This is a genomic window from Enterococcus avium ATCC 14025, from assembly GCF_000406965.1.
GTDB lineage: Bacteria > Bacillota > Bacilli > Lactobacillales > Enterococcaceae > Enterococcus_A > Enterococcus_A avium.
Window position 1 is genome coordinate 317,455 of the sequence record NZ_KE136362.1, and the last position, 19,693, is coordinate 337,147.

General features: G+C 39.9%; 16 protein-coding genes. 10 read left to right on the plus strand and 6 right to left on the minus strand.

The window, feature by feature from the left end; genetic code table 11:
- Window positions 1–58 precede the first annotated feature (58 nt).
- Window positions 59–784, minus strand: a complete 726-nt coding sequence (locus tag OMU_RS08665) for a GntR family transcriptional regulator (RefSeq protein WP_016179550.1) — start codon at window positions 782–784, stop codon at window positions 59–61.
- 230 nt (window positions 785–1,014) lie between these two features.
- Between OMU_RS08665 and OMU_RS08670 the strand changes: the two genes are divergently transcribed.
- Together OMU_RS08670 and OMU_RS08675 are read left to right on the plus strand one after the other, a co-directional pair.
- A complete protein-coding gene (locus tag OMU_RS08670; RefSeq protein WP_016179551.1) occupies window positions 1,015–2,325 on the plus strand; it encodes a PTS sugar transporter subunit IIC in 1,311 nt (436 codons plus the stop codon).
- A gap of 26 nt (window positions 2,326–2,351) precedes the next feature.
- Entirely contained in the window at window positions 2,352–3,770 is a 1,419-nt protein-coding gene (locus OMU_RS08675) for a glycoside hydrolase family 1 protein (RefSeq protein ID WP_016179552.1), read from the plus strand.
- Window positions 3,771–3,824: 54 nt separating this feature from the next.
- Here the strand turns inward: OMU_RS08675 and OMU_RS08680 are convergent, their stop codons facing one another.
- From OMU_RS08680 to OMU_RS08695, 4 genes are read right to left on the minus strand one after another with little or no spacing between them, the layout of a single operon-like run.
- On the minus strand, window positions 3,825–4,487 hold the full coding sequence (locus OMU_RS08680; protein ID WP_016179553.1) for an ABC transporter permease: 663 nt from the start codon (window positions 4,485–4,487) through the stop codon (window positions 3,825–3,827).
- A 5-nt stretch (window positions 4,488–4,492) separates the two neighbouring features.
- Window positions 4,493–5,410 (minus strand): osmoprotectant ABC transporter substrate-binding protein, encoded by a 918-nt coding sequence (locus OMU_RS08685; RefSeq protein ID WP_016179554.1) that lies wholly within the window; start codon window positions 5,408–5,410, stop codon window positions 4,493–4,495.
- A gap of 3 nt (window positions 5,411–5,413) precedes the next feature.
- Entirely contained in the window at window positions 5,414–6,049 is a 636-nt protein-coding gene (locus OMU_RS08690; RefSeq protein WP_016179555.1) for an ABC transporter permease, read from the minus strand.
- Window positions 6,050–6,051: 2 nt separating this feature from the next.
- Window positions 6,052–7,224 (minus strand): betaine/proline/choline family ABC transporter ATP-binding protein, encoded by a 1,173-nt coding sequence (locus tag OMU_RS08695; protein WP_016179556.1) that lies wholly within the window; start codon window positions 7,222–7,224, stop codon window positions 6,052–6,054.
- A 429-nt stretch (window positions 7,225–7,653) separates the two neighbouring features.
- Between OMU_RS08695 and queA the strand changes: the two genes are divergently transcribed.
- The 8 genes from queA to adhE all read left to right on the plus strand — a co-directional run bounded on the left by queA (window position 7,654) and on the right by adhE (window position 19,483).
- Window positions 7,654–8,685, plus strand: a complete 1,032-nt coding sequence (gene queA / locus OMU_RS08700) for a tRNA preQ1(34) S-adenosylmethionine ribosyltransferase-isomerase QueA (protein WP_016179557.1) — start codon at window positions 7,654–7,656, stop codon at window positions 8,683–8,685.
- A gap of 807 nt (window positions 8,686–9,492) precedes the next feature.
- Window positions 9,493–12,135, plus strand: coding sequence for a cation-translocating P-type ATPase (locus OMU_RS08705; RefSeq protein WP_016179558.1), 2,643 nt, complete (start codon window positions 9,493–9,495; stop codon window positions 12,133–12,135).
- 165 nt (window positions 12,136–12,300) lie between these two features.
- Window positions 12,301–12,762, plus strand: coding sequence for a DUF2975 domain-containing protein (locus tag OMU_RS08710; RefSeq protein WP_016179559.1), 462 nt, complete (start codon window positions 12,301–12,303; stop codon window positions 12,760–12,762).
- Between the two features lie 9 nt (window positions 12,763–12,771).
- The gene (locus tag OMU_RS08715; protein WP_016179560.1) at window positions 12,772–12,978 is read left to right on the plus strand and encodes a helix-turn-helix domain-containing protein; all 207 of its coding nucleotides are present in this window, start codon (window positions 12,772–12,774) and stop codon (window positions 12,976–12,978) included.
- A 121-nt stretch (window positions 12,979–13,099) separates the two neighbouring features.
- The gene (tgt, locus tag OMU_RS08720; protein ID WP_016179561.1) at window positions 13,100–14,245 is read left to right on the plus strand and encodes a tRNA guanosine(34) transglycosylase Tgt; all 1,146 of its coding nucleotides are present in this window, start codon (window positions 13,100–13,102) and stop codon (window positions 14,243–14,245) included.
- A gap of 86 nt (window positions 14,246–14,331) precedes the next feature.
- Window positions 14,332–14,712 (plus strand): preprotein translocase subunit YajC, encoded by a 381-nt coding sequence (gene yajC, locus OMU_RS08725; protein ID WP_034875538.1) that lies wholly within the window; start codon window positions 14,332–14,334, stop codon window positions 14,710–14,712.
- A 301-nt stretch (window positions 14,713–15,013) separates the two neighbouring features.
- Window positions 15,014–16,606, plus strand: a complete 1,593-nt coding sequence (locus OMU_RS08730; protein ID WP_016179563.1) for a SpaA isopeptide-forming pilin-related protein — start codon at window positions 15,014–15,016, stop codon at window positions 16,604–16,606.
- A 276-nt stretch (window positions 16,607–16,882) separates the two neighbouring features.
- The gene (gene adhE, locus OMU_RS08735; RefSeq protein WP_016179564.1) at window positions 16,883–19,483 is read left to right on the plus strand and encodes a bifunctional acetaldehyde-CoA/alcohol dehydrogenase; all 2,601 of its coding nucleotides are present in this window, start codon (window positions 16,883–16,885) and stop codon (window positions 19,481–19,483) included.
- 92 nt (window positions 19,484–19,575) lie between these two features.
- On the opposite strand, the gene OMU_RS22835 is transcribed toward adhE, so the two are convergent.
- A partial coding sequence (locus OMU_RS22835) for an ISL3 family transposase (protein ID WP_002343842.1) occupies window positions 19,576–19,693 on the minus strand: 118 nt, incomplete at its 5' end.

Below are 19,693 nucleotides of genomic sequence, written 5' to 3' on the forward strand. Positions count from 1 at the left end.
CTTCCTTTTTTAAAGGAAGAGGATATTTGTGTTTTGGAGAATTTGCTAAATAAAAGCTTTACAACCGATAAATGTGTCTGCTGGATTTGTTTACGATGGTAATATCACCTTTGTCATAACGATGTCGTGTTTGAGAGTATTCAAAAGGCTGATCGTTTTCCAGATACACCGTTTGTTCGATTTCTAAGACAGGGTCGTCTGGCTGACAGTGAAGGTATTCAATGTCATATTGATCAGGTTTGTCTGCTTTGATTCTACGATGCGATTGACCAAATTTTAAATGCAAGTCCTCTTGGATATACTGATAGATCGAGCTCTTTAAAATTTCTTCACTGATTCCTGGAATTAGTAAGACAGGCATCACCGTGTATTCAATCGCTAAGGGCTCGTCGTCCAGCATACGAAGTCGAATAATATCATAGATTGGATCATTTTTACCGATCTTCAGTTTTTCTTGATCCTTTTCACTGGGAAAGGTCACGCCAAAGGAAATAATTTTACTGTTTAGATTTCCTAGATGCCCCAGTTTTTTTGTCATGCCGCCATAAATACTAGCGTCATAATCATAGACCGATTCAGGACCCTTTACATAAGAACCTGATCCTTGTCGTCCTTCGATTAATCCCTCGATTTGTAGGATTTTCAACGCTTTTTGGATTGTTACGCGGCTTGTGGTGTAAAGCTTCGCTAATTCTGCTTGATTCGGTAATCTAGAGTTTTTTGGGTAAACACCATCGATAATCTGCTTTCTTAGGTCTACTGCGATGTCTTGATAAAACGCCATTTTTCTTCTCCCTTAATGTTGAAAAGTAAGTTGATAAGCCTGAGGTTTACAAATTTTTCAGAAAAAGATACTTGAATTTACAAATTTTTATAACTGTATTAGATTGGCAATGTAATCGATTACTAAAAAGATTGATGTTCCGATTTTATCATGATTTTTTATAAGTTGTAAAAAGAGTATAGCATAGTTGAAAACTAAAAAAGCAAGAATCAATTACGAGGAGGAGTATTATGGAAAACGGCTTTATGGGAAAACTTACGGAAGTTCTTGGTAACTTTGCGACGAAGGTCAATTCATTTCGTTACATCATGGTAATCAAGAATGCTTTTGCTTCCTTAATCCCAGTTATCATTACCGGAGCGTTTGGGACCTTGTTCTCAGCGATGGTATTTGACAATGAAAATGGTTTAGCGAGAATCAAGGCACTGAGCTTTTTAGCAGAATTGAAACCGATATCATCAGCTGTAAGTTATGTTACTTTGAGTTTTCTAACGATTTACGCAGTTTTTCTGATCGGTATCGAGTTGGCCAGGTTGAACAACGTGAAAGGCATTTTTCCGGGAATTGTCGCGGTGATGAGCTATCTATCAGTCAATCCTTTTGTCTATGAATATGTAAATGCTGATAATATCACTGTCATAGCTGAAAATGTTCTAGCGAAACAATATACAGATACGAAAGGATTATTCCTCGGGATGTTTGTGGCGATTGCTTCGATTGAACTGTATTGTTGGCTAGGACGCCAAGAACGTTTGAAGTTAAAAATGCCAGATACTGTTCCCACCAATGTATCAGAAAGCTTCTCAGCTTTATTTCCAACCATATTAACGGTAGCTATCATTGCAACTGCGGGTTTTGTAATAAAAGCGGTGACGGGAATGTACGCGTATGACATTATTTACAATATTGTACAGCGACCGCTCGAAGGGATTGTTCAAGGCCTGCCAGGAATCCTACTGCTTATGTTTATAGCGCAGGTGTTCTGGGTCATCGGAATCCATGGAAACCAGATGGTAAAGCCTGTGCGTGAACCGTTACTGTTGGCTGCCATCGCTGTGAATACCGAAGCCTTTGAAGCAGGAAAAGAAATCCCTAATATTATCACAATGCCTTTTTGGGATATGTATATGAGCATGGGCGGTTCAGGGGTTACGATCGGTTTATTGATCGCAATTTTACTCGTTAGTAAACGAGAGGATATGCGAGAAATCACCAAATTATCCTTGGCTCCCGGAATTTTCAATATCAATGAGCCGGTAATTTTCGGAATGCCAATCATGCTTAACCCGATTTTAGCAATCCCATTTATTGCGACCCCATTGATCACCGGGACGATCGGCTATGTAGCGACATCACTTGGCTTTGCGGCAAAAGCGGTGGTGATGGTCCCTTGGCCGATGCCGCCGATCGTGAATGCTTATCTTGCGACAGCAGGTGATATTGGTGCAGTGGTTACTCAAATTATTTGTATTATCGTATCCATCTTGATCTATTTACCGTTTGTTAAAGTTTCGAACAAAGCAGCAATAAAAAATGCGTAAAACTACTATGAACTAGGAGGTAACTAATGGAAATTTCAATTCCGAAAGATTTTATAATTGGAGCAGCAGCATCAGCTTGGCAAACAGAGGGCTGGAAAGGTAAAAAAGAAGGTCAAGACTCTTTTATCGACAGCTGGTATAAAAACGAAAGATTTGTTTGGCACGAAGGATACGGTCCAGCCGTGGCGACGAATTTCATGGAAAATTATGAGAAAGATATCGCGCTAATGAAGGAGATTCATTTGACTCATTATCGAACCTCCATCAATTGGGCACGCTTTTTTACAGACTACGAAAAGTTGATCGTAGATGAGGAGTATGCCGCACACATTGATGGGATCATTGATAGGCAGATCGAAGCAGGTGTAGAGCCGATGATCTGTTTAGAGCATTACGAGGTGCCTTCATACTTGCTGGATACCTATGATGGTTGGTCTTCTAAACACGTCCTTGAACTATATGTGCAATACGCGCAGATTGCTTTTGAGCGATATGGTGATCGTGTGAAAAATTGGTTCACTTTTAATGAACCGATTGTCGTTCAAACTAGATGCTATTTGGATGCTGCGCGCTGGCCACATGAACAAAACACAAAAAAATGGATGCTATGGAATTATCATAAGGCCTTAGCAACAGCCAGAGTCGTTGAAAGCTATCATCGGACACAAGATGACGGACGGATCGGCTGCATTTTGAATCCTGAAATGGTCTATCCTCGATCAAGTTCAGTTGAAGATGTTCAGGCAGCGAAGATGTATGATCTATTCTTTAATCGTGTGTTCTTTGATCCCATGATTAACGGCGAATATTCTGAAGAGCTGATTCAAGTATGTAAAAAACATGAGATTTATTTTGATCCGACAAACGAAGAACTTGAGGTTATCAAAAACAATCCTGTTGATTTTCTTGGAATCAATCAGTATTATCCAAAGCGCGTCCGTGCGCCAAGATATGCTTGGAGTGACCAAACACCCTTCCACCCAGAAGCCTATTATGAAAGCTTTGATCTTCCTGGAAGACGAATGAATAACTCTCGCGGCTGGGAAATCTACCCAGAGATTATGTATGATATGTCGATGTATCTAAAAGATAATTATCGCCCAATTCCATGGCTAATCACAGAAAATGGAATGGGACGCGAACAAGAGGAATTATATAAAAATGAGGACGGGATCGTTCAGGATGATTATCGTATTGAATTCATCTCACAACATCTCTACCATTTATTGCGAGGAGTTAAAGATGGCTCGACCTGTGAGGGATATATGCTTTGGGCCTTTACTGATTGTGTTTCACCTATGAATGCTTTTAAAAATCGCTATGGGTTGGTTCGCATTGAGTTGGATAAACAACGTACGCGATCATTGAAGAAATCTGCCTATTGGTATCGTTCATTAGTGGATGATCGGAAGCTTATCGTTGAGGATGAAAAAGATTTTAAATAGAAAAATGCTCTCCAATCATTTGTATAAATGGTTGGAGAGCATTTGTTTTACGGCTTATTTACTTGTCCTTGTAGCTGGGTCGAGTTTGCGTTCGACGATACTCAAAATCCAGTCGGTCATGATTGCCATCAAAGCAGTTGGTAAAGCTCCCGCTAAAATGATCGCGGTTCCGTCTGTTGCATTGGTTCCGCGAATAATAATATCACCTAAACCACCAGCTCCAACAAAGACACCGATGGCAGTAATTCCGATCGCTACGACTAGTGCGTTTCGAATACCGGCCATAATCACCGAAACAGATAATGGAAGCTCAATCATATATAGCCGCTGCCAATTGGTCATTCCCATGCCGGTTCCAACATCCAATGCATTTTTATCGACTTGACGCATGCCAGTATAGGTGTTTTTGATGATCGGCAGCAACGAATACAAGAACACGGTCAAAATTACGACGTTGACTCCAAGCCCCATTCCAATCATTAAAACGGAAATCATCGCTAAAGAAGGGATGGTTTGGATAACATTGGCTAAACGAATTACCCAGTTTGCTAATTTTGTATGACGAGCAATGAAAATCCCCAGAGGAATCCCCACGATCGCCGCAAAAATCACCCCGTAAATCGAAATCAGAAAGTGGCGTATAAATTGGGCAAAAATAATACTGCCATTCGTTTGATAATATTGAATGAATTGTTGAAATGTATTTAGATTTTGCATTACGCTCACTTCCCTTCGAAATAGTTATGTTCTTTTAGAAAATCTTCTGCAACAATTTGTGGTTCCACAAGGTCATTGTCCGCTCGGTAATTAAGTCTTTGCATTTCTTCAGTAGAGATTTTTCCCGCTAAACGTTCCAACGCGTCTTTGACCTTGGGATCAGTTTTCAATAATTTATTTGATACGATCGGTGCTGCGTCATAAGGTGGGAAGAATCGCAAGTCATCTTCTAGCATTACAAGGTCATAGCTGGCGATTCGTCCATCTGTTGAATAGCCAAGAACGATATCCATTTTTTTCGCGGACAACGCATCATAGACGAGGCTGACCTGCATAGGCAAAATGGAAGAAAACTCAAAACCGTAGGCTTGTTTAAAGCCCTCGTAGCCATCACCTTTTCGCGTGATCCAAGAAGTATCTACTCCAGCTTTTAATTCTCCTGCAACGCGCTTTAAATCACTAACCTTTTTCAGGTTGTATTTTTCTGCTGTGTCTTTTCGAACTAAGAATACATACGTATTGTCAAAACCATAAGAAGGGAGCCAGGTTTGATCAAAACGCTTCTCAAATTCATCATGGACGATAGTAAAGGCTTTTTTAGGATCCTTTTCTGCAGGTAACTGCAGGATGGAAGATAAATCCGTTCCTGTATATCGTGCGGATGAGATGGAAGCATCGTCTTTCAACATCGCTTGGTGATTGATCATATTGGTGGCTAAGTTATTGATCACTGTCGTTTTCTTGTCAGTATAATGTTCAACCATTCCAGCAGTGATACTTCCAAGTATCTGCATTTCTGAGGTGATTCCCCCAGTAACAGCGATAGTATCTTCGTCATCGTTGGAGGCTAGACCAGGAAAGGAACAGCTGCTTAGGAACAATAGAGAAAGTCCCAGTAAAATGAAAATCTTTATTTTTTTCATGGATTAATCCTCCTTCCTTAGTGCTGCCGGAGTCATCCGATCTTCCAATAAACCTAGAAGCTGATCGATGATCAATGCCATTAAAATAACAGGGACAGTACCTGCGATAATCAAAGGAGGTTGAAAGTTGTTTAGTCCACTGAAAATAAGGTCACCTAGGCCGCCTGCGCCAATATAAGAAGCGAGTGTGGCCCATGCGATTACGTAGACAGCTGCTAAACGAATTCCTGCCATGATCGTAGGAATCGCTATAGGCAATTCCACTGTAAAGATCGATTGCAGGTTGGTCATTCCCATTCCTTTTGCAACGTCCCGATAATTACGATCAACATTTTTCATCCCGATAAAGGTGTTTCGCAAAATCGGCAAAAGCGAATAAATAAACAGTGCGATAATCGCCGGAAATTTCCCTACACCGAAAAAAGGGATCATCAATGCTAACAAGGCAAGTGAAGGAATGGTTTGTAAAACGCTGGCGATCCCGATCACTAAATTAGAAATTTTTGGCAAACGGGTCAATACGATCCCTAAAGGAACAGCTACGAGAATTCCTAGGCCTAAAGCGATGGCTGAAATATATAAATGTTCAGCGCTTTTTGTCAGCATTTGTCCACCATATTCATTGATGAATGCTTGCATAATTACGCCTCCTCACTACTGATGTTTTCAGCCGCATCTCCGAAAGTATCTTCCTCGCCCCAAAGAACATCATAGATAATATCCACAAGAGAAACTCTTGTTAAGATCCCCACAAGATGATTGCCTTCATCTACAACAGGCACATATTTTACGCCACGTTTTAGAATACGTTGTAGGCTATCTCGCACCAAAGCCGCTTCTTTAACATAGAATACCTTTGGATTAATGATATCACCGATGCTTGTTGCTTTTCCTCGGCGGCGTTCGCGGTCGATTGTTTCAACGTCAACGAAGCCCTTCAGGACATTTTCCTCATCAACGACCAATAAGGTATCTACCCGTTTTTCTCGCATCAGACGAATCGCATTTTGCAAACTTTTTTCTGGCGTGATAGAAATAGCTGTGTGCATCATGATCTCACCAACTGTTGTGGTATCTGGTTTTGCTTGCAATAAGCGGTCTTCACCTAATAATTCTTCAACAAACTCATTGGCTGGATTTTGCAAAATATTTTCTGGTGTATCAAACTGAATGACTTTTCCGTTATCCATAATGGCGATCCGGTTCGATAATTTTAACGCTTCATCCATATCGTGAGTAACGAAGACGATCGTTTTACCTAACCGTTCTTGCAAATCCTTTACAAGATCCTGCAAAGAATCACGAGTAATCGGATCTAAGGCTCCGAAAGGTTCATCCATTAAAATGACATCCTGATCAGCTGCAAGCGCACGAACAACCCCGATTCGCTGCTGTTGTCCACCAGATAATTCGTGTGGATAACGATCTAGCATATCTCGTGGTAATTCTACTAGGTCAATCATTTTCTCTGCTGTCTTGTTTTGCTCTTCCTTGTCGACTTTCAATAGTCGTTGTACAAGAGTAATGTTGTCACGAATCGTCATATGCGGCATCAAACCAATATTTTGAATAACATAGCCAATTTGGCGTCGTAATTCAACGGGATTTTTCTTTTGGATATCCTCCCCGTTAATCCGAATCGTTCCCTTGGTTGGATCAATCATACGATTTATCATTCGCATGGTTGTTGTTTTTCCGCTCCCGCTAGTCCCAATCAAACAAATAAATTCACCCTTATTAAAAGAAAGGTTGACGTCTTCCACTGCTACTTTGTTTCCATTATAAATTTTAGAAACGTGGTCAAATTCAATCATCTTCTGTGCTCCTTTTTAATCGTTGGAAATCTTCCAATTTTTTTCTTTTTTTACGATCGATATATTTTGTTAGAACTCAAGTGAGAACTGCAAAAAGTATCAATTGAATGTAAAAAAATGAACATAGTTATGATTTTAGTATGCAACAAGAAGCGTTTAAAAACAAATAGACCGCTTCTTTTTGGTCAAAAAGAAGCAATTTGAACCGATTTCACTGAAAGAAGAATAACATTTTTAGAATGTTTTTTTCGAGTACTTTGACTCTTCGCAACGTTTAGCAGAACTCATAAAAAACATTTTTCTGGACCTTAAGTAAAATTTTGACAAATTTGCTCTTTTTTTCTATTGGTATCGTGAGAAAGAAAACAGCACAGTGCTTTTCAATAGGATTGACCCATGATAGAATAGCGGAGGAAAAGAGGAGAAGCTATGTTAACCACTGAAGATTTTGATTTTGATTTACCAGAAGAATTAATTGCCCAGACCCCTCTAGAAAAACGCGACAGCTCGCGTCTATTAGTGTTAGATCGAGAATCTGGCCAAATCGAGGATAAGCATTTTGATGAAATTATTGAAGAGTTGAATCCAGGAGATGCCTTAGTGATGAATGATACACGGGTATTGCCTGCTCGTTTATATGGCGAAAAGCCTGAAACTGGAGGACACTTGGAAGTATTATTGCTGAACAACACCCAAGGAGATGAATGGGAAACTCTGATCAAGCCAGCGCGTCGTGCGAAAGTCGGCACTCAGATTGTTTTTGGAGATGGTCGTTTACGGGCAGAAGTGAAGCAAGAATTAGAGCACGGTGGGAGAATTGTTGAGTTTTCCTATGAAGGAATCTTTTTAGAAAACTTGGAGTCTCTTGGTGAAATGCCACTGCCACCATATATCAAAGAACGTTTGGAAGATCCAGAGCGTTACCAAACCGTATACGCGAAGGAAAACGGCTCTGCTGCAGCGCCAACAGCTGGATTACACTTCACACCAGAATTGCTAGAAAAAATCGCTGCTAAAGGTGTGAAATTGGTTTACTTGACCTTACATGTAGGCCTTGGCACATTTCGACCAGTGAGTGTTGAAAATATAGCTGAACATCAAATGCACAGTGAATTTTATCGCTTAACGGAAGAAGCTGCTGCTCAGTTAAATGATGTTCGTGACAGTGGTGGAAAAATTATTGCAGTAGGGACAACGTCGATCCGTACCTTAGAAACGATCGGGACGAAATTTTCTGGGGAAATCAAAGCAGATAGTGGCTGGACCGATATTTTCATCACACCCGGCTATGAGTTCAAAATTGTTCAAGCCTTTTCAACCAATTTTCACTTGCCCAAATCAACATTAGTGATGCTGGTAAGTGCGTTTGCTGGACGTGAGAAAACGTTGGCTGCTTATCACCACGCTATCGAGGAACGTTATCGCTTTTTCAGTTTTGGCGATGCGATGTTTGTGAAATAAAGGAATCGAAAGGTAAGGCACTAGATACAGACAAGTATTTAGTGCCTTTTTGTCGTTGAATAGTCCTTAGAAGCTAAGGCAGGAAGAAAAACTGACCGCTATCTTGAAGTAAGGAATTCATTTTTCGAAACCCATGAAAAATGAGTTTTAATCTCGCCACGCCTACGATTCGACTAAAGTGTTCAACATTTTTGATAGTCTAAAACTTTATCATAGCGGATATTAATAATAAATACTGCGAAAAGTCGAACTCGCAAAAAAAGCCAGGCTCTCGATAAGCCTGGCTCTTAGAATTTCGGAAGGATTAGTTCATTCGAATTTTATATTACTTTATGATACATGCAAAGTATTACATGAATTTCTTGACTATAAACATAAATATTTGTTTTTACTACGTTTTCACTTCTATTCAGTTTTAAGAAACTTTTTCTTACTTACGTATCATTTTACTTGTGTGTTTGATGTACTACTCAACCTTGGATACGCATTCACTATTTATAAAGAAATACTTCACACGTACACTATTGACAACTTTTCGGTGAATCTTGTATTACTAACAATTTTATTGTTTACTTTTTTCTACTTTCCTTTATCGAGAAATCCTTCGAATGATCTAAGTTCCTCCTTCCTTGTATCTATAATATAGCACATTACCAACTTTTTTGAAAGCGATTACCTCTGGTTATTTTAGATATTTATATTTGTTACTTTTTGACGAAAATAAAAGGTGTATGCTTTGAGTTCACCGGCTTTTCTGTGTTATAGTAATAATATAGACAAGTTTTTTATAACAAAAGGAGGAATAGGATGGAACCCTACAAAGAGACAGTGGATGCTGTAGTTAGCGAATACGATGCTAGTTTGGATGATGGACTGACAGAAAGAAAAGTTGAAGAGAAAATAAAAAATAACGGTAAAAATAAGTTTGATGAAGCGTCTAAAGAATCATTGGCAAAAAAGTTTTTCCATAGTTTGACTGATTTTACGACGATTATTCTATTGGTAGCTGCAGTAATATCTTTATACACTGCCATTGCTACAGATCATGGTGATTATTTCGAGAGTTTTCTAATTATTGCGATCGTTGTGATTAACTCTGTTTTAGCAATCGTACAAGAAGGAAATGCAGAAAAAGCATTATCAGCCTTACAGGACATGAACAAGCAAACGGCTACTGTTATACGAAATGGTAAACAGGAAGAGATTGATGCAGAGGACTTAGTGCCAGGTGATACATTATTACTGGAGTCAGGCTCGATGATCACAGCGGATGCGCGAATTGCAGAAGCCTCACAATTACGAGTAGAAGAATCAGCCTTAACTGGTGAAAGCGAACCAGTGATGAAGGATCCAGAATATCAGGGTGAAGAAGACGATTCTTTAGGTGATCGTTTAAATATGCTTTACAAAGGCTCGACAGTAGTAAACGGCCGCGGAAAAGCAATTGTAACGGCAACAGGTATGAAAACCGAGATGGGAAAAATCGCTGGCCTTTTAAATAGTGATGAAACTCAAAAAACACCTCTGCAAAAACGATTAAATCAATTAGGCAAACGGATCAGTTTGATCGCTTTGGCAGCTGCGGCTTTTGTGTTCTTCATTGGGCAGATGCAAGGGGAACCAATGCTAGATATGTTCATCACAGCAATCTCATTAGCAGTTGCCGCTGTTCCAGAAACCTTGACCGTTATCGTGACCTTGACCTTGGCATTTGGCGTACAGAAGATGGCGCAGAAAAATGCGATTATTCGTCGGTTACCTGCGGTAGAAACACTTGGCTCTGCGAATGTGATTTGTTCAGACAAGACCGGAACCCTAACGCAAAATAAAATGCGGGTTCGTCGCGTTTGGACGCATGGGGATTCGGTGGTGGATACAGAAGAAGGCATGACTGATGAAGCGATGGAAGTATTAAGTATCGCGGCCTTGTGTACCGATGTCATCGTGGAAAATGATGATAATGAATTAGAAATAAAAGGAAATCCAACGGAAGCGGCGATTGTTCGTGCCGTGGAAGAAAATTATCATACGAAAGCAGAACTGGAAGAAAAATATCCGCGAATTGGAGAAATACCATTTGACTCAGATCGAAAGATGATGACGACTGTACATAAGCGCGGAAAGAAATTTATCTCCATTACAAAAGGCGCTTTCGACGTTTTATATCCGAAGTTTCATTATGGTGACGTAGACCAAGCGGCGATCGTCAATGATCGCTTTGGAAAAAAGGCCTTACGGGTCATTGCAGTAGGTTATGCGATCCATGAAGAAGAGCCGAAAGAGATTACTTCAGAAGCTTTAGAGAAAAATTTACGTTTGATGGGTCTAATCGGAATGATCGATCCACCACGTCCAGAATCAAAAGCGGCAATCGCCCGTGCGAAAAAAGCCGGAATTAAAACGGTCATGATCACAGGGGATCATGTCGTGACTGCTGGAGCAATCGCAAAAGAACTAGGTATCATGAAGAGCCGCAAAGAGGCGATTTCTGGTGCTCAGCTGCAAAAAATGACTGATGAAGAGCTGGATGATCGTGTCAAGGATCTATCTGTCTATGCTCGAGTAACACCGGAGGATAAGATCAGAATTGTAAAATCTTGGCAACGATCAGGAGCTGTTGTGGCAATGACTGGTGATGGTGTCAATGATGCGCCGGCATTGAAAGCCAGCGATGTTGGTTGTGCGATGGGGATTACAGGAACAGATGTGGCTAAAGGCGCAGCCGATATGGTTTTGACGGATGATAACTTCGCGACAATTGTTGATGCAGTCGCCCGCGGTCGTTCTGTTTATCAAGGGATTCGCAAAGCGATCAATTTCTTGTTAAGCTGTAATATCTCAGAGATCTTTATTGTGGTTATTGCTATGCTGCTAGGTTGGGGGGCGCCATTTACAGCTGTTCAATTGCTTTTCGTAAACGTAGTCGCTGATGGTTTGCCAGGTTTTGCGTTAGGTAGAGAACCAGCAGAAGCGGGAATCATGGATGAAAAACCAATTCCTCGTGATGAAGGAATCTTTGCCCGTGGCCTCTGGAAGAAAATTGGTTTGAATGCAGCGGTCTTTACTGTAGTGACATTGATCGGTTTTTATATCGGGGCTTTTGTCGAACATATTAGCTACTTTACTCCGCCTAGTTTAGAAGTTGGTCAAACTGTGGCATTCTTGGTCTTAGCTTATTCATCAATACTACATGTATTTAATGTTCGCAGCAGCAAGTCGATTTTCAAAGTTGATTTAGCTACGAATAAATCATTGGCGCAAATGGCTTGGTTGGCAATAGGAATTACCACGGCGATTGCTTTGATTCCGCAAACTCAGGAGCTGTTCTACTTGGTTCCGATTAGTATGAATCATTGGATTATCGCGATTCTTCTTTCATTAGTTCCGATTATTGTGACTGAACTAATTAAGTTTCACAAAGCGCCGGAAGTCGATCCAGAAAATATATAAAAAGCAAGCGCTAAGTTGAAATCAGCTTAGCGTTTTTTGTCTGTTTAAAAACGACCTGTATAAATCTATAAAAATAGTTAAATTTATCGTTTATCAACAAAAAAATATTGAATATCATTTTTTCGAATGCTAATCTATGGGTATCAATTTTAGTGAGGTGTTTTGATGAAGCGTAAGGTCAATTTGCTTAAACTGGCGTTAATTATTATTTCGTTCTTGGTTATCTTTGTCACAGTGATTTTTACTTTCCAATTCTCTTCGGAAAGAAAAGACGTCATTAACAGTCTACTTTACTGCGCGGTTTTTGGTTCCGTTGTATTAGGATTTCGTGTGTTGTTTCTATTAAATCGAATTTTGAATTTTATTAAGGGTGCGGAGGCTTTTTCTGTCAAGACGTTGAAGGTCGTTTCGCAGATTAAGAAGCTTATTTTGTTGGTCAGTATCGTATTTGTAGGTATTTTACCGTTTTTTTACAGAGTTGCTGATCGGCAAGATGCTCCTGGTGTAATGGTGATTGGTTTAGCGTTCGTTTCGATTCCGTTCACAGCGTTTATTTTTACGCAAATTGTCGAGGAATTATTTAAAAGTGCCACTGAGTTGAAGAGTGACAGCGAGTTAACCATTTAGGGGGAAAAGATGGCGATTATCATTGATTTAGATGTTGTTTTGGCACAGCGGAAAATGAGTGTGAGCGAACTCTCGGAGAAAGTCGGAATTACGCTTGCCAATATATCAATACTGAAAAACAACCGTGCAAAGGCAATCCGGTTTTCAACGTTAGACAAGATCTGCGAAGTTCTGGAGTGCCAACCTGGTGATATTATAAAGTATCAAGGAGATTGAGATGAATAGAGGAAGTATCCTTCTTTCTTAAGCTCTAGATAGAAAGTTGCAAAAGCGGTTTAAAACCAGTATCATGATACAAGTTGCAGACTTATACATATAGAAGAAAGTAGGAAATTAAATGACTGAACCTGCCATTTCTTATCGTTTAATAAAGAAAGAAAAACATACAGGAGCTCGCCTCGGTGAGATTATCACGCCTCATGGAACATTCCCAACACCCATGTTCATGCCTGTAGGAACTTTGGCTACCGTAAAAACGATGTCGCCTGAAGAATTAAAGGAGATGGGTGCCGGTATTATCTTAAGCAATACCTATCATCTTTGGTTACGTCCTGGAGAAGATTTAGTTGCTGAAGCAGGAGGCCTGCACAAATTTATGAATTGGGATCAGCCGATCTTAACCGATTCTGGCGGCTTCCAAGTTTTCTCATTAGCGGATATGCGAAATATCGTCGAAGAAGGTGTTCATTTCAAGAATCATTTGAACGGCTCAAAAATGTTCTTATCACCAGAAAAGGCCATCGATATCCAAAATAAATTAGGCTCCGACATCATGATGAGCTTTGATGAATGTCCCCCATTTGATGAAAGCTATGACTATGTTAAAAAATCAGTCGAGCGCACGTCTCGCTGGGCGGAACGCGGTTTGAAAGCCCATGCCAATCCAGCGACTCAAGGGCTGTTCGGAATCATTCAAGGTGCTGGCTTTGAGGATTTGCGTCGTCAAAGTGCCAAGGATCTTGTCAGCATGGACTTCCCTGGTTACTCGATCGGTGGACTTTCAGTCGGTGAACCAAAGGAAGAAATGAATCGTGTCTTAGAATTTACGACCCCATTGATTCCAGAAAATAAACCACGTTACTTGATGGGCGTAGGAGCTGCGGATTCATTGATCGATGGCGTGATTCGCGGTGTCGATATGTTCGACTGTGTGCTGCCAACGCGAATTGCTCGTAATGGTACCTGTATGACCTCATCTGGACGCTTAGTTGTTAAGAATGCGAAGTTTGCGCACGATTTCCGTCCATTGGATGAAAAATGTGATTGCTACACTTGTCGTAACTATACGCGTGCCTATATTCGCCATCTGATCCATTGTGATGAAACTTTTGGGATTCGTCTGACGTCTTACCACAATTTATATTTCTTAATCAATCTAATGAAGCAAGTTCGTCAAGCGATCATGGATGATAATCTATTAGAATTCCGCCAAGCCTTTTTTGAAGAGTACGGCTTTAATAAGCAAAACGCAAAAAGTTTCTAAAGTCTGAATAAAAAAGCTAGTGTAACCTTAAAAACTTTGTTACAGTTAAAAGTGGATTTACTAAGAATGCGAGGGGAAATTTAAAAATGGGAAACTTTTCAATGATTATCTTACTTGTGTTGATGCTGGGAATGTTCTTCTTTATGAATCGTTCTCAAAAGAAACAACAGCAAGAACGTCAAAATTTATTAGATGCAATGAAAGTTGGAGATAGCGTTGTAACCATCGGCGGCTTACACGGTGTAATCTCTGAGATCAACAATAGCGACAAAACAGTCACGTTAGACTGCGAAGGAATTTACCTGATATTTGATCGCGCGTCAATTAGAACGGTGAAATCTGGCGTACGTCCAGCTGCAGCACCTGTTGAACCAGCCGCAGTTGAACCAGAAACAACTGAACCAACAGAACCAGTCGTTGAAGAAACACCAGAAGATAAAACTGAAGAGAATACAGAAGAAAAGTAAGATTTTTTCTTGCTTCAATAAGCTCTAATTAGGTGCGTAGTTATACGCGCCTTTTTTGCGTTCATTTTTCTAATGTCCTCTTACATATTGAACAGTAAACCAATCATTAACTGAAAAAACCAGATTGCTTATTATAAGTAAAAAATAAGGAGAATTAGTTTAGGAAAAAGCCCCAGATTTCGTGGATATTCTGAGAAAATAAGTAAAAGTAGTATTTCGGATAGAATCATAAGGGGATTAAGAGAAGCTTTTACTTCCAAGGAAGTTTGTTTGGTAAATCGTGTGCATTGGAGGGAAAAAAATGAAGAAAGGAAGCAAATTTTCATTGTTTGTTTTGCTGTTACTATTGGGTTCTTATTTAATGACTTTGGGTTCAGCATTACCAATAGCTTCAACAGCGGCAAGCGATATTACAAAGAACATAAGCATTATCGGTTCGAAGATAATAGACAACAAGGGTGTCGAAAAATCAACAGAAAATCCGATTCGGGTAAATGATTCAATTGTTATAAGCTATTTATTGAAGATCAACCAAGAATGGATGACTCAAATTGAAGCAGGAGATACATTCAGAGTTTCTTTGCCGGAGGACACTTATTTTCGCGTTAAGGATAATCTTTCAGCGCTATCATTGAAGGATTCAGTAACAGGAGAAATATTTGGTCAAGCTTCGCTAACAGGAAATCATTTGACAGTGACCATCAATGAGTCAGGTGCAAGGCAAAAAGTGTTAAATAGTCTTCAACTAACGATCGGGCTGAAAGCTATAAAGGCAGGAAATGAGATTGATGCGGGGGGCAATAGCTCGTTGAATATACCTAAACTCGAGATTATTGAGACGCCTCTTGCAACTGTTGATTTCCTTCAAGCTGAAATGAAGGTTGAAGGAAAAATGGCAGCTTCTAGAAATTTTGAGTATGTTATCGTAGATCAATCAGATGAAGGAAAACCAATTGCCTATGGAGTGACAGAAAGAATGCTGGACCGGCAGGACGAATCAGTAATGATTGATTTTTATAAAGTTAAAACAATTGAAGGTGCCTTTAAAGATAAAATTGAAACAGACTGGCGAACACTGTTAAAGGATGGACATAGTTATTTGATTCATGAGGTTCCTGATCCTGAATACGTTGCTGTGATTACTGGCGGTATCGGAGAGGGAAATCAATATGATTATCAAGCTGAGAAAAATCGAAGCGTTCGTTTTCGAATCTTGAAGCAACCGGTAACGAAGAAACAATTGCCAAGCAAAATTTCAGATATTCCAATGTTAGCAGTTCCTAAAATGAAGAAGATAGAGGAGACAACGTCTATTGAAAGAGGCGTTAAAAAACAAGCAGCGAACGATTTCTTAACAAAAGAAACGAAAACACCTGTATCGACGAGCCGCTCTGATAAGGAAGGTAAAGAAGAGAAAGGAATCAATTTGACGAAAACTGATTCAGCGACGGGAGAAAAACTTCAGGGGGCTGAGTTTGAACTAAAAAATGCGGCAGGGGAAAAAATGTATCTTCGTAGGAAGCTGATCACTGACGAGAATGGGCTACTTCATATCAACTCCTTACCGGAGGGCGAGTATTCATTAGTAGAAATAAAAGCACCAGAAGGATATGTACTTGATAGTGAACCATTAACATTTACTTTTACTAAAGAGGATAAATTAGTCGGATTAACAAAAGAGAATGCGAAGGATGGGGCAGCAGTTCCAGTAAAAAAAGATTTTCCTCAATCGTCAGAAACACGTGAAGAATTCAGCAGCCAGCAAGCGAGCAAACCCAGCTCCAATTCAAAAAAACAATATCCATGGACGGGAGAGTTAACAAATCCATTAGTGACGTTCTTAGGCTTTGGCATACTGGGTGTACTTTGGATAGTTAGAAAAAAGATGGGATAATGATTGGTTAAGAAGAAGGAAGAACGCAACAATTTTATCATTGCTGCGTTCTTCTTTTTTCGTTCAAGAGACTGTAATTGTGAAAAAAGTTCTTTGATAGCGTTTTTATAAGTTCAAAATACCATAAAATCAAATGTTCAAATAATATTGATATTATAGCATTTGTTAAGAATTAGAAATGGTGTGAAAAAAATCACAAAAACTATTTACAAACGATTGACGGTGTTGTATGATGTGTATGTGAAAAGTAACACAAAAATTTTTAGGAGGATACACATGGCTAAAGCGATTGAAAAGGAAAAAGACGCAATCAGCGTTGAGCAAGTGATTGATGAATTAGCAGCAAAAGCAAATGTTGCTCTGAAAGAAATGGAAGATTTCGATCAAGAAAAAGTTGACCATATCGTTCACGAAATGGCAATGGCTGCACTAGACAAACATATGATGTTGGCAAAAATGGCGGTTGAAGAAACAGGCCGCGGGATTGTCGAAGATAAAGCAATCAAAAATATGTATGCATCAGAGTATATATGGAACAGCATCAAACATGACAAAACAGTTGGCGTAATCGGCGAAGACAAACAAAAAGGATTGATTGAAGTTGCTGGACCAGTCGGCGTTGTTTGTGGTGTTACACCTACAACTAACCCAACTTCTACAACGATTTTCAAATCAATGATCGCATTGAAAACAGGGAATCCAATCGTATTTGCATTCCATCCAAGTGCTCAAAAATGTTCTGCTGAAGCTGCACGTATCGTTCGTGATGCTGCAATCGCGGCGGGCGCTCCTGAAAACTGTATCCAATGGATCGAAAAGCCATCGATCGACGCAACATCAATGTTAATGAACCACCCAGGCGTAGCAATCGTTCTTGCGACTGGCGGACCTGGCATGGTGAAATCAGCATACTCTACTGGTAAACCAGCTTTAGGTGTTGGTGCTGGTAACGTACCTTCATATATCGAAAAAACAGCGAAAATCAAACGCGCAGTAAACGACTTGATCGTATCAAAATCATTTGATAACGGCATGATCTGTGCTTCTGAACAAGCAGTCATCGTTGATAAAGAAGTCTACGAAGAAGTAAAAGCTGAGTTCCAAGCACATCAAGTATATGTAGTGAAAAAAGCAGAATTGAAGAGATTAGAAGACGCTGTAATGAACGAAGGCAAATATGCAGTTAACCCTGCAATTGTTGGACATTCAGCTGAAGATATCGCACAACGCGCGGGTATTAAAGTTCCTGCTGGCACAAAGATTCTGATCGCAGAATTAGACGGTGTGGGTGCTGATTACCCATTATCACGTGAAAAACTTTCTCCAGTTTTAGCAATGATCAAAGCAAATGATCACCAACATGGTTTCGATCTTTGCCAAGGCATGCTTGAACTAGGCGGATTAGGACATACAGCAGTTATCCATACTGAAGACGAAGATTTACAAGTGAAATTTGGTTTGCGTATGAAAGCTTGCCGTGTATTAGTAAATTCACCATCTGCTGAAGGCGGTATCGGTGACATCTACAATGAAATGATCCCATCATTGACTCTTGGTTGTGGTTCATACGGTAAGAACTCTGTATCTAAAAACGTATCTGCTATTAACTTAATCAATGTTAAAACTATAGCGAAACGGAGAAATAATATGCAATGGTTTAAATTACCATCAAAAATTTACTTTGAAAAGAACTCTCTATTGTACTTGACGCAAATGGAAAATGTGGAACGTGTAATGTTAGTTTGTGACCCAGGTATGGTTCAATTTGGGTATGCGGACATCGTTCGTGAAGTTCTTGGACGTCGTACAAATGATGTGAAAATCGAAGTATTCTCTGATGTTGAACCTAACCCTTCAACAAATACTGTTTACAAAGGTTTAGAAATGTTCAACGAGTTCCAACCTGATACAGTTATCGCTCTTGGTGGTGGTTCTGCAATGGATGCGGCGAAAGGTATGTGGATGTTCTTTGAACACCCAGACACTTCGTTCTTCGGCGCGAAACAAAAATTCTTGGATATCCGTAAACGTACGTACAATATCGGAAAACCTGAAAAGACTCAGTTCGTATGTATCCCGACAACTTCTGGTACAGGTTCTGAAGTAACGCCATTTGCCGTTATCACAGATAGCGAAACACACGTGAAATACCCATTGGCAGATTACGCGTTGACACCAGATGTTGCGATCGTTGACCCTCAATTCGTTATGACAGTACCTGCTTCAGTAACAGCGGATACTGGTATGGACGTATTGACACACGCAATCGAGTCTTATGTGTCTGTTATGGCATCTGACTACACTCGTGGATTAAGCTTACAAGCAATCAAACTAGTCTTTGAAAACCTTGAAAAATCAGTGAAAACAGCTGATCCAGAAGCACGTGAAAAAATGCATAACGCATCAGCAATGGCTGGTATGGCATTCGCCAATGCATTCTTAGGAATTTGTCACTCTATCGCCCACAAGATTGGTGGAGAATACGGCATTCCTCATGGACGTACGAATGCAATTCTATTGCCTCATATCATCCGTTACAATGCGAAGGATCCGCAAAAACATGCGATGTTCCCTAAATATGACTACTTCCGTGCAGATGCAGATTATGCTGACATTGCTAAGTTCTTAGGACTTAAAGGCAATACAACAGCAGAATTAGTTGAAGCATTGATCGAAGCAGTTTACAACTTAGGAGCTACTTGTGGCATCGACATGAACTTGAAAGCACAAGGTGTAACTCAAGAAACATTGAATTCTACCGTTGATCGTATGGCTGAATTGGCTTATGAAGACCAATGTACAACAGCTAATCCGAAAGAACCATTAATCAGCGAGTTGAAAGAAATCATCGTAACAGCTTACGATTACAAAGCATAAAAAAATGGCTCTTCGTCAAATCGTGTTGGTGAAGACAAATTTGAATAAAACTTAGTCCGATATGCGGCGCGTTCTGTGCGCCGCATATTTTTTTAGTTTTCAAAGATCAGACCTTGTTGTAAATAGATCCGTGCCCGAAAGTTATAAAAGTTGCGATAACCAAACGCAATTCGTTTAATCAGCTTGATCTTGTTATTCAGCCCCTCCGTG

Bases quoted from the DNA above. Each gene is read 5' to 3' on its own strand.
- OMU_RS08665 (WP_016179550.1), bottom strand. From the start codon at position 784: ATGGCGTTTTATCAAGACATCGCAGTAGACCTAAGAAAGCAGATTATC.
- OMU_RS08670 (WP_016179551.1), top strand. From the start codon at position 1,015: ATGGAAAACGGCTTTATGGGAAAACTTACGGAAGTTCTTGGTAACTTT.
- OMU_RS08675 (WP_016179552.1), top strand. From the start codon at position 2,352: ATGGAAATTTCAATTCCGAAAGATTTTATAATTGGAGCAGCAGCATCA.
- OMU_RS08680 (WP_016179553.1), bottom strand. From the start codon at position 4,487: ATGCAAAATCTAAATACATTTCAACAATTCATTCAATATTATCAAACG.
- OMU_RS08685 (WP_016179554.1), bottom strand. From the start codon at position 5,410: ATGAAAAAAATAAAGATTTTCATTTTACTGGGACTTTCTCTATTGTTC.
- OMU_RS08690 (WP_016179555.1), bottom strand. From the start codon at position 6,049: ATGCAAGCATTCATCAATGAATATGGTGGACAAATGCTGACAAAAAGC.
- OMU_RS08695 (WP_016179556.1), bottom strand. From the start codon at position 7,224: ATGATTGAATTTGACCACGTTTCTAAAATTTATAATGGAAACAAAGTA.
- queA (WP_016179557.1), top strand. From the start codon at position 7,654: ATGTTAACCACTGAAGATTTTGATTTTGATTTACCAGAAGAATTAATT.
- OMU_RS08705 (WP_016179558.1), top strand. From the start codon at position 9,493: ATGGAACCCTACAAAGAGACAGTGGATGCTGTAGTTAGCGAATACGAT.
- OMU_RS08710 (WP_016179559.1), top strand. From the start codon at position 12,301: ATGAAGCGTAAGGTCAATTTGCTTAAACTGGCGTTAATTATTATTTCG.
- OMU_RS08715 (WP_016179560.1), top strand. From the start codon at position 12,772: ATGGCGATTATCATTGATTTAGATGTTGTTTTGGCACAGCGGAAAATG.
- tgt (WP_016179561.1), top strand. From the start codon at position 13,100: ATGACTGAACCTGCCATTTCTTATCGTTTAATAAAGAAAGAAAAACAT.
- yajC (WP_034875538.1), top strand. From the start codon at position 14,332: ATGGGAAACTTTTCAATGATTATCTTACTTGTGTTGATGCTGGGAATG.
- OMU_RS08730 (WP_016179563.1), top strand. From the start codon at position 15,014: ATGAAGAAAGGAAGCAAATTTTCATTGTTTGTTTTGCTGTTACTATTG.
- adhE (WP_016179564.1), top strand. From the start codon at position 16,883: ATGGCTAAAGCGATTGAAAAGGAAAAAGACGCAATCAGCGTTGAGCAA.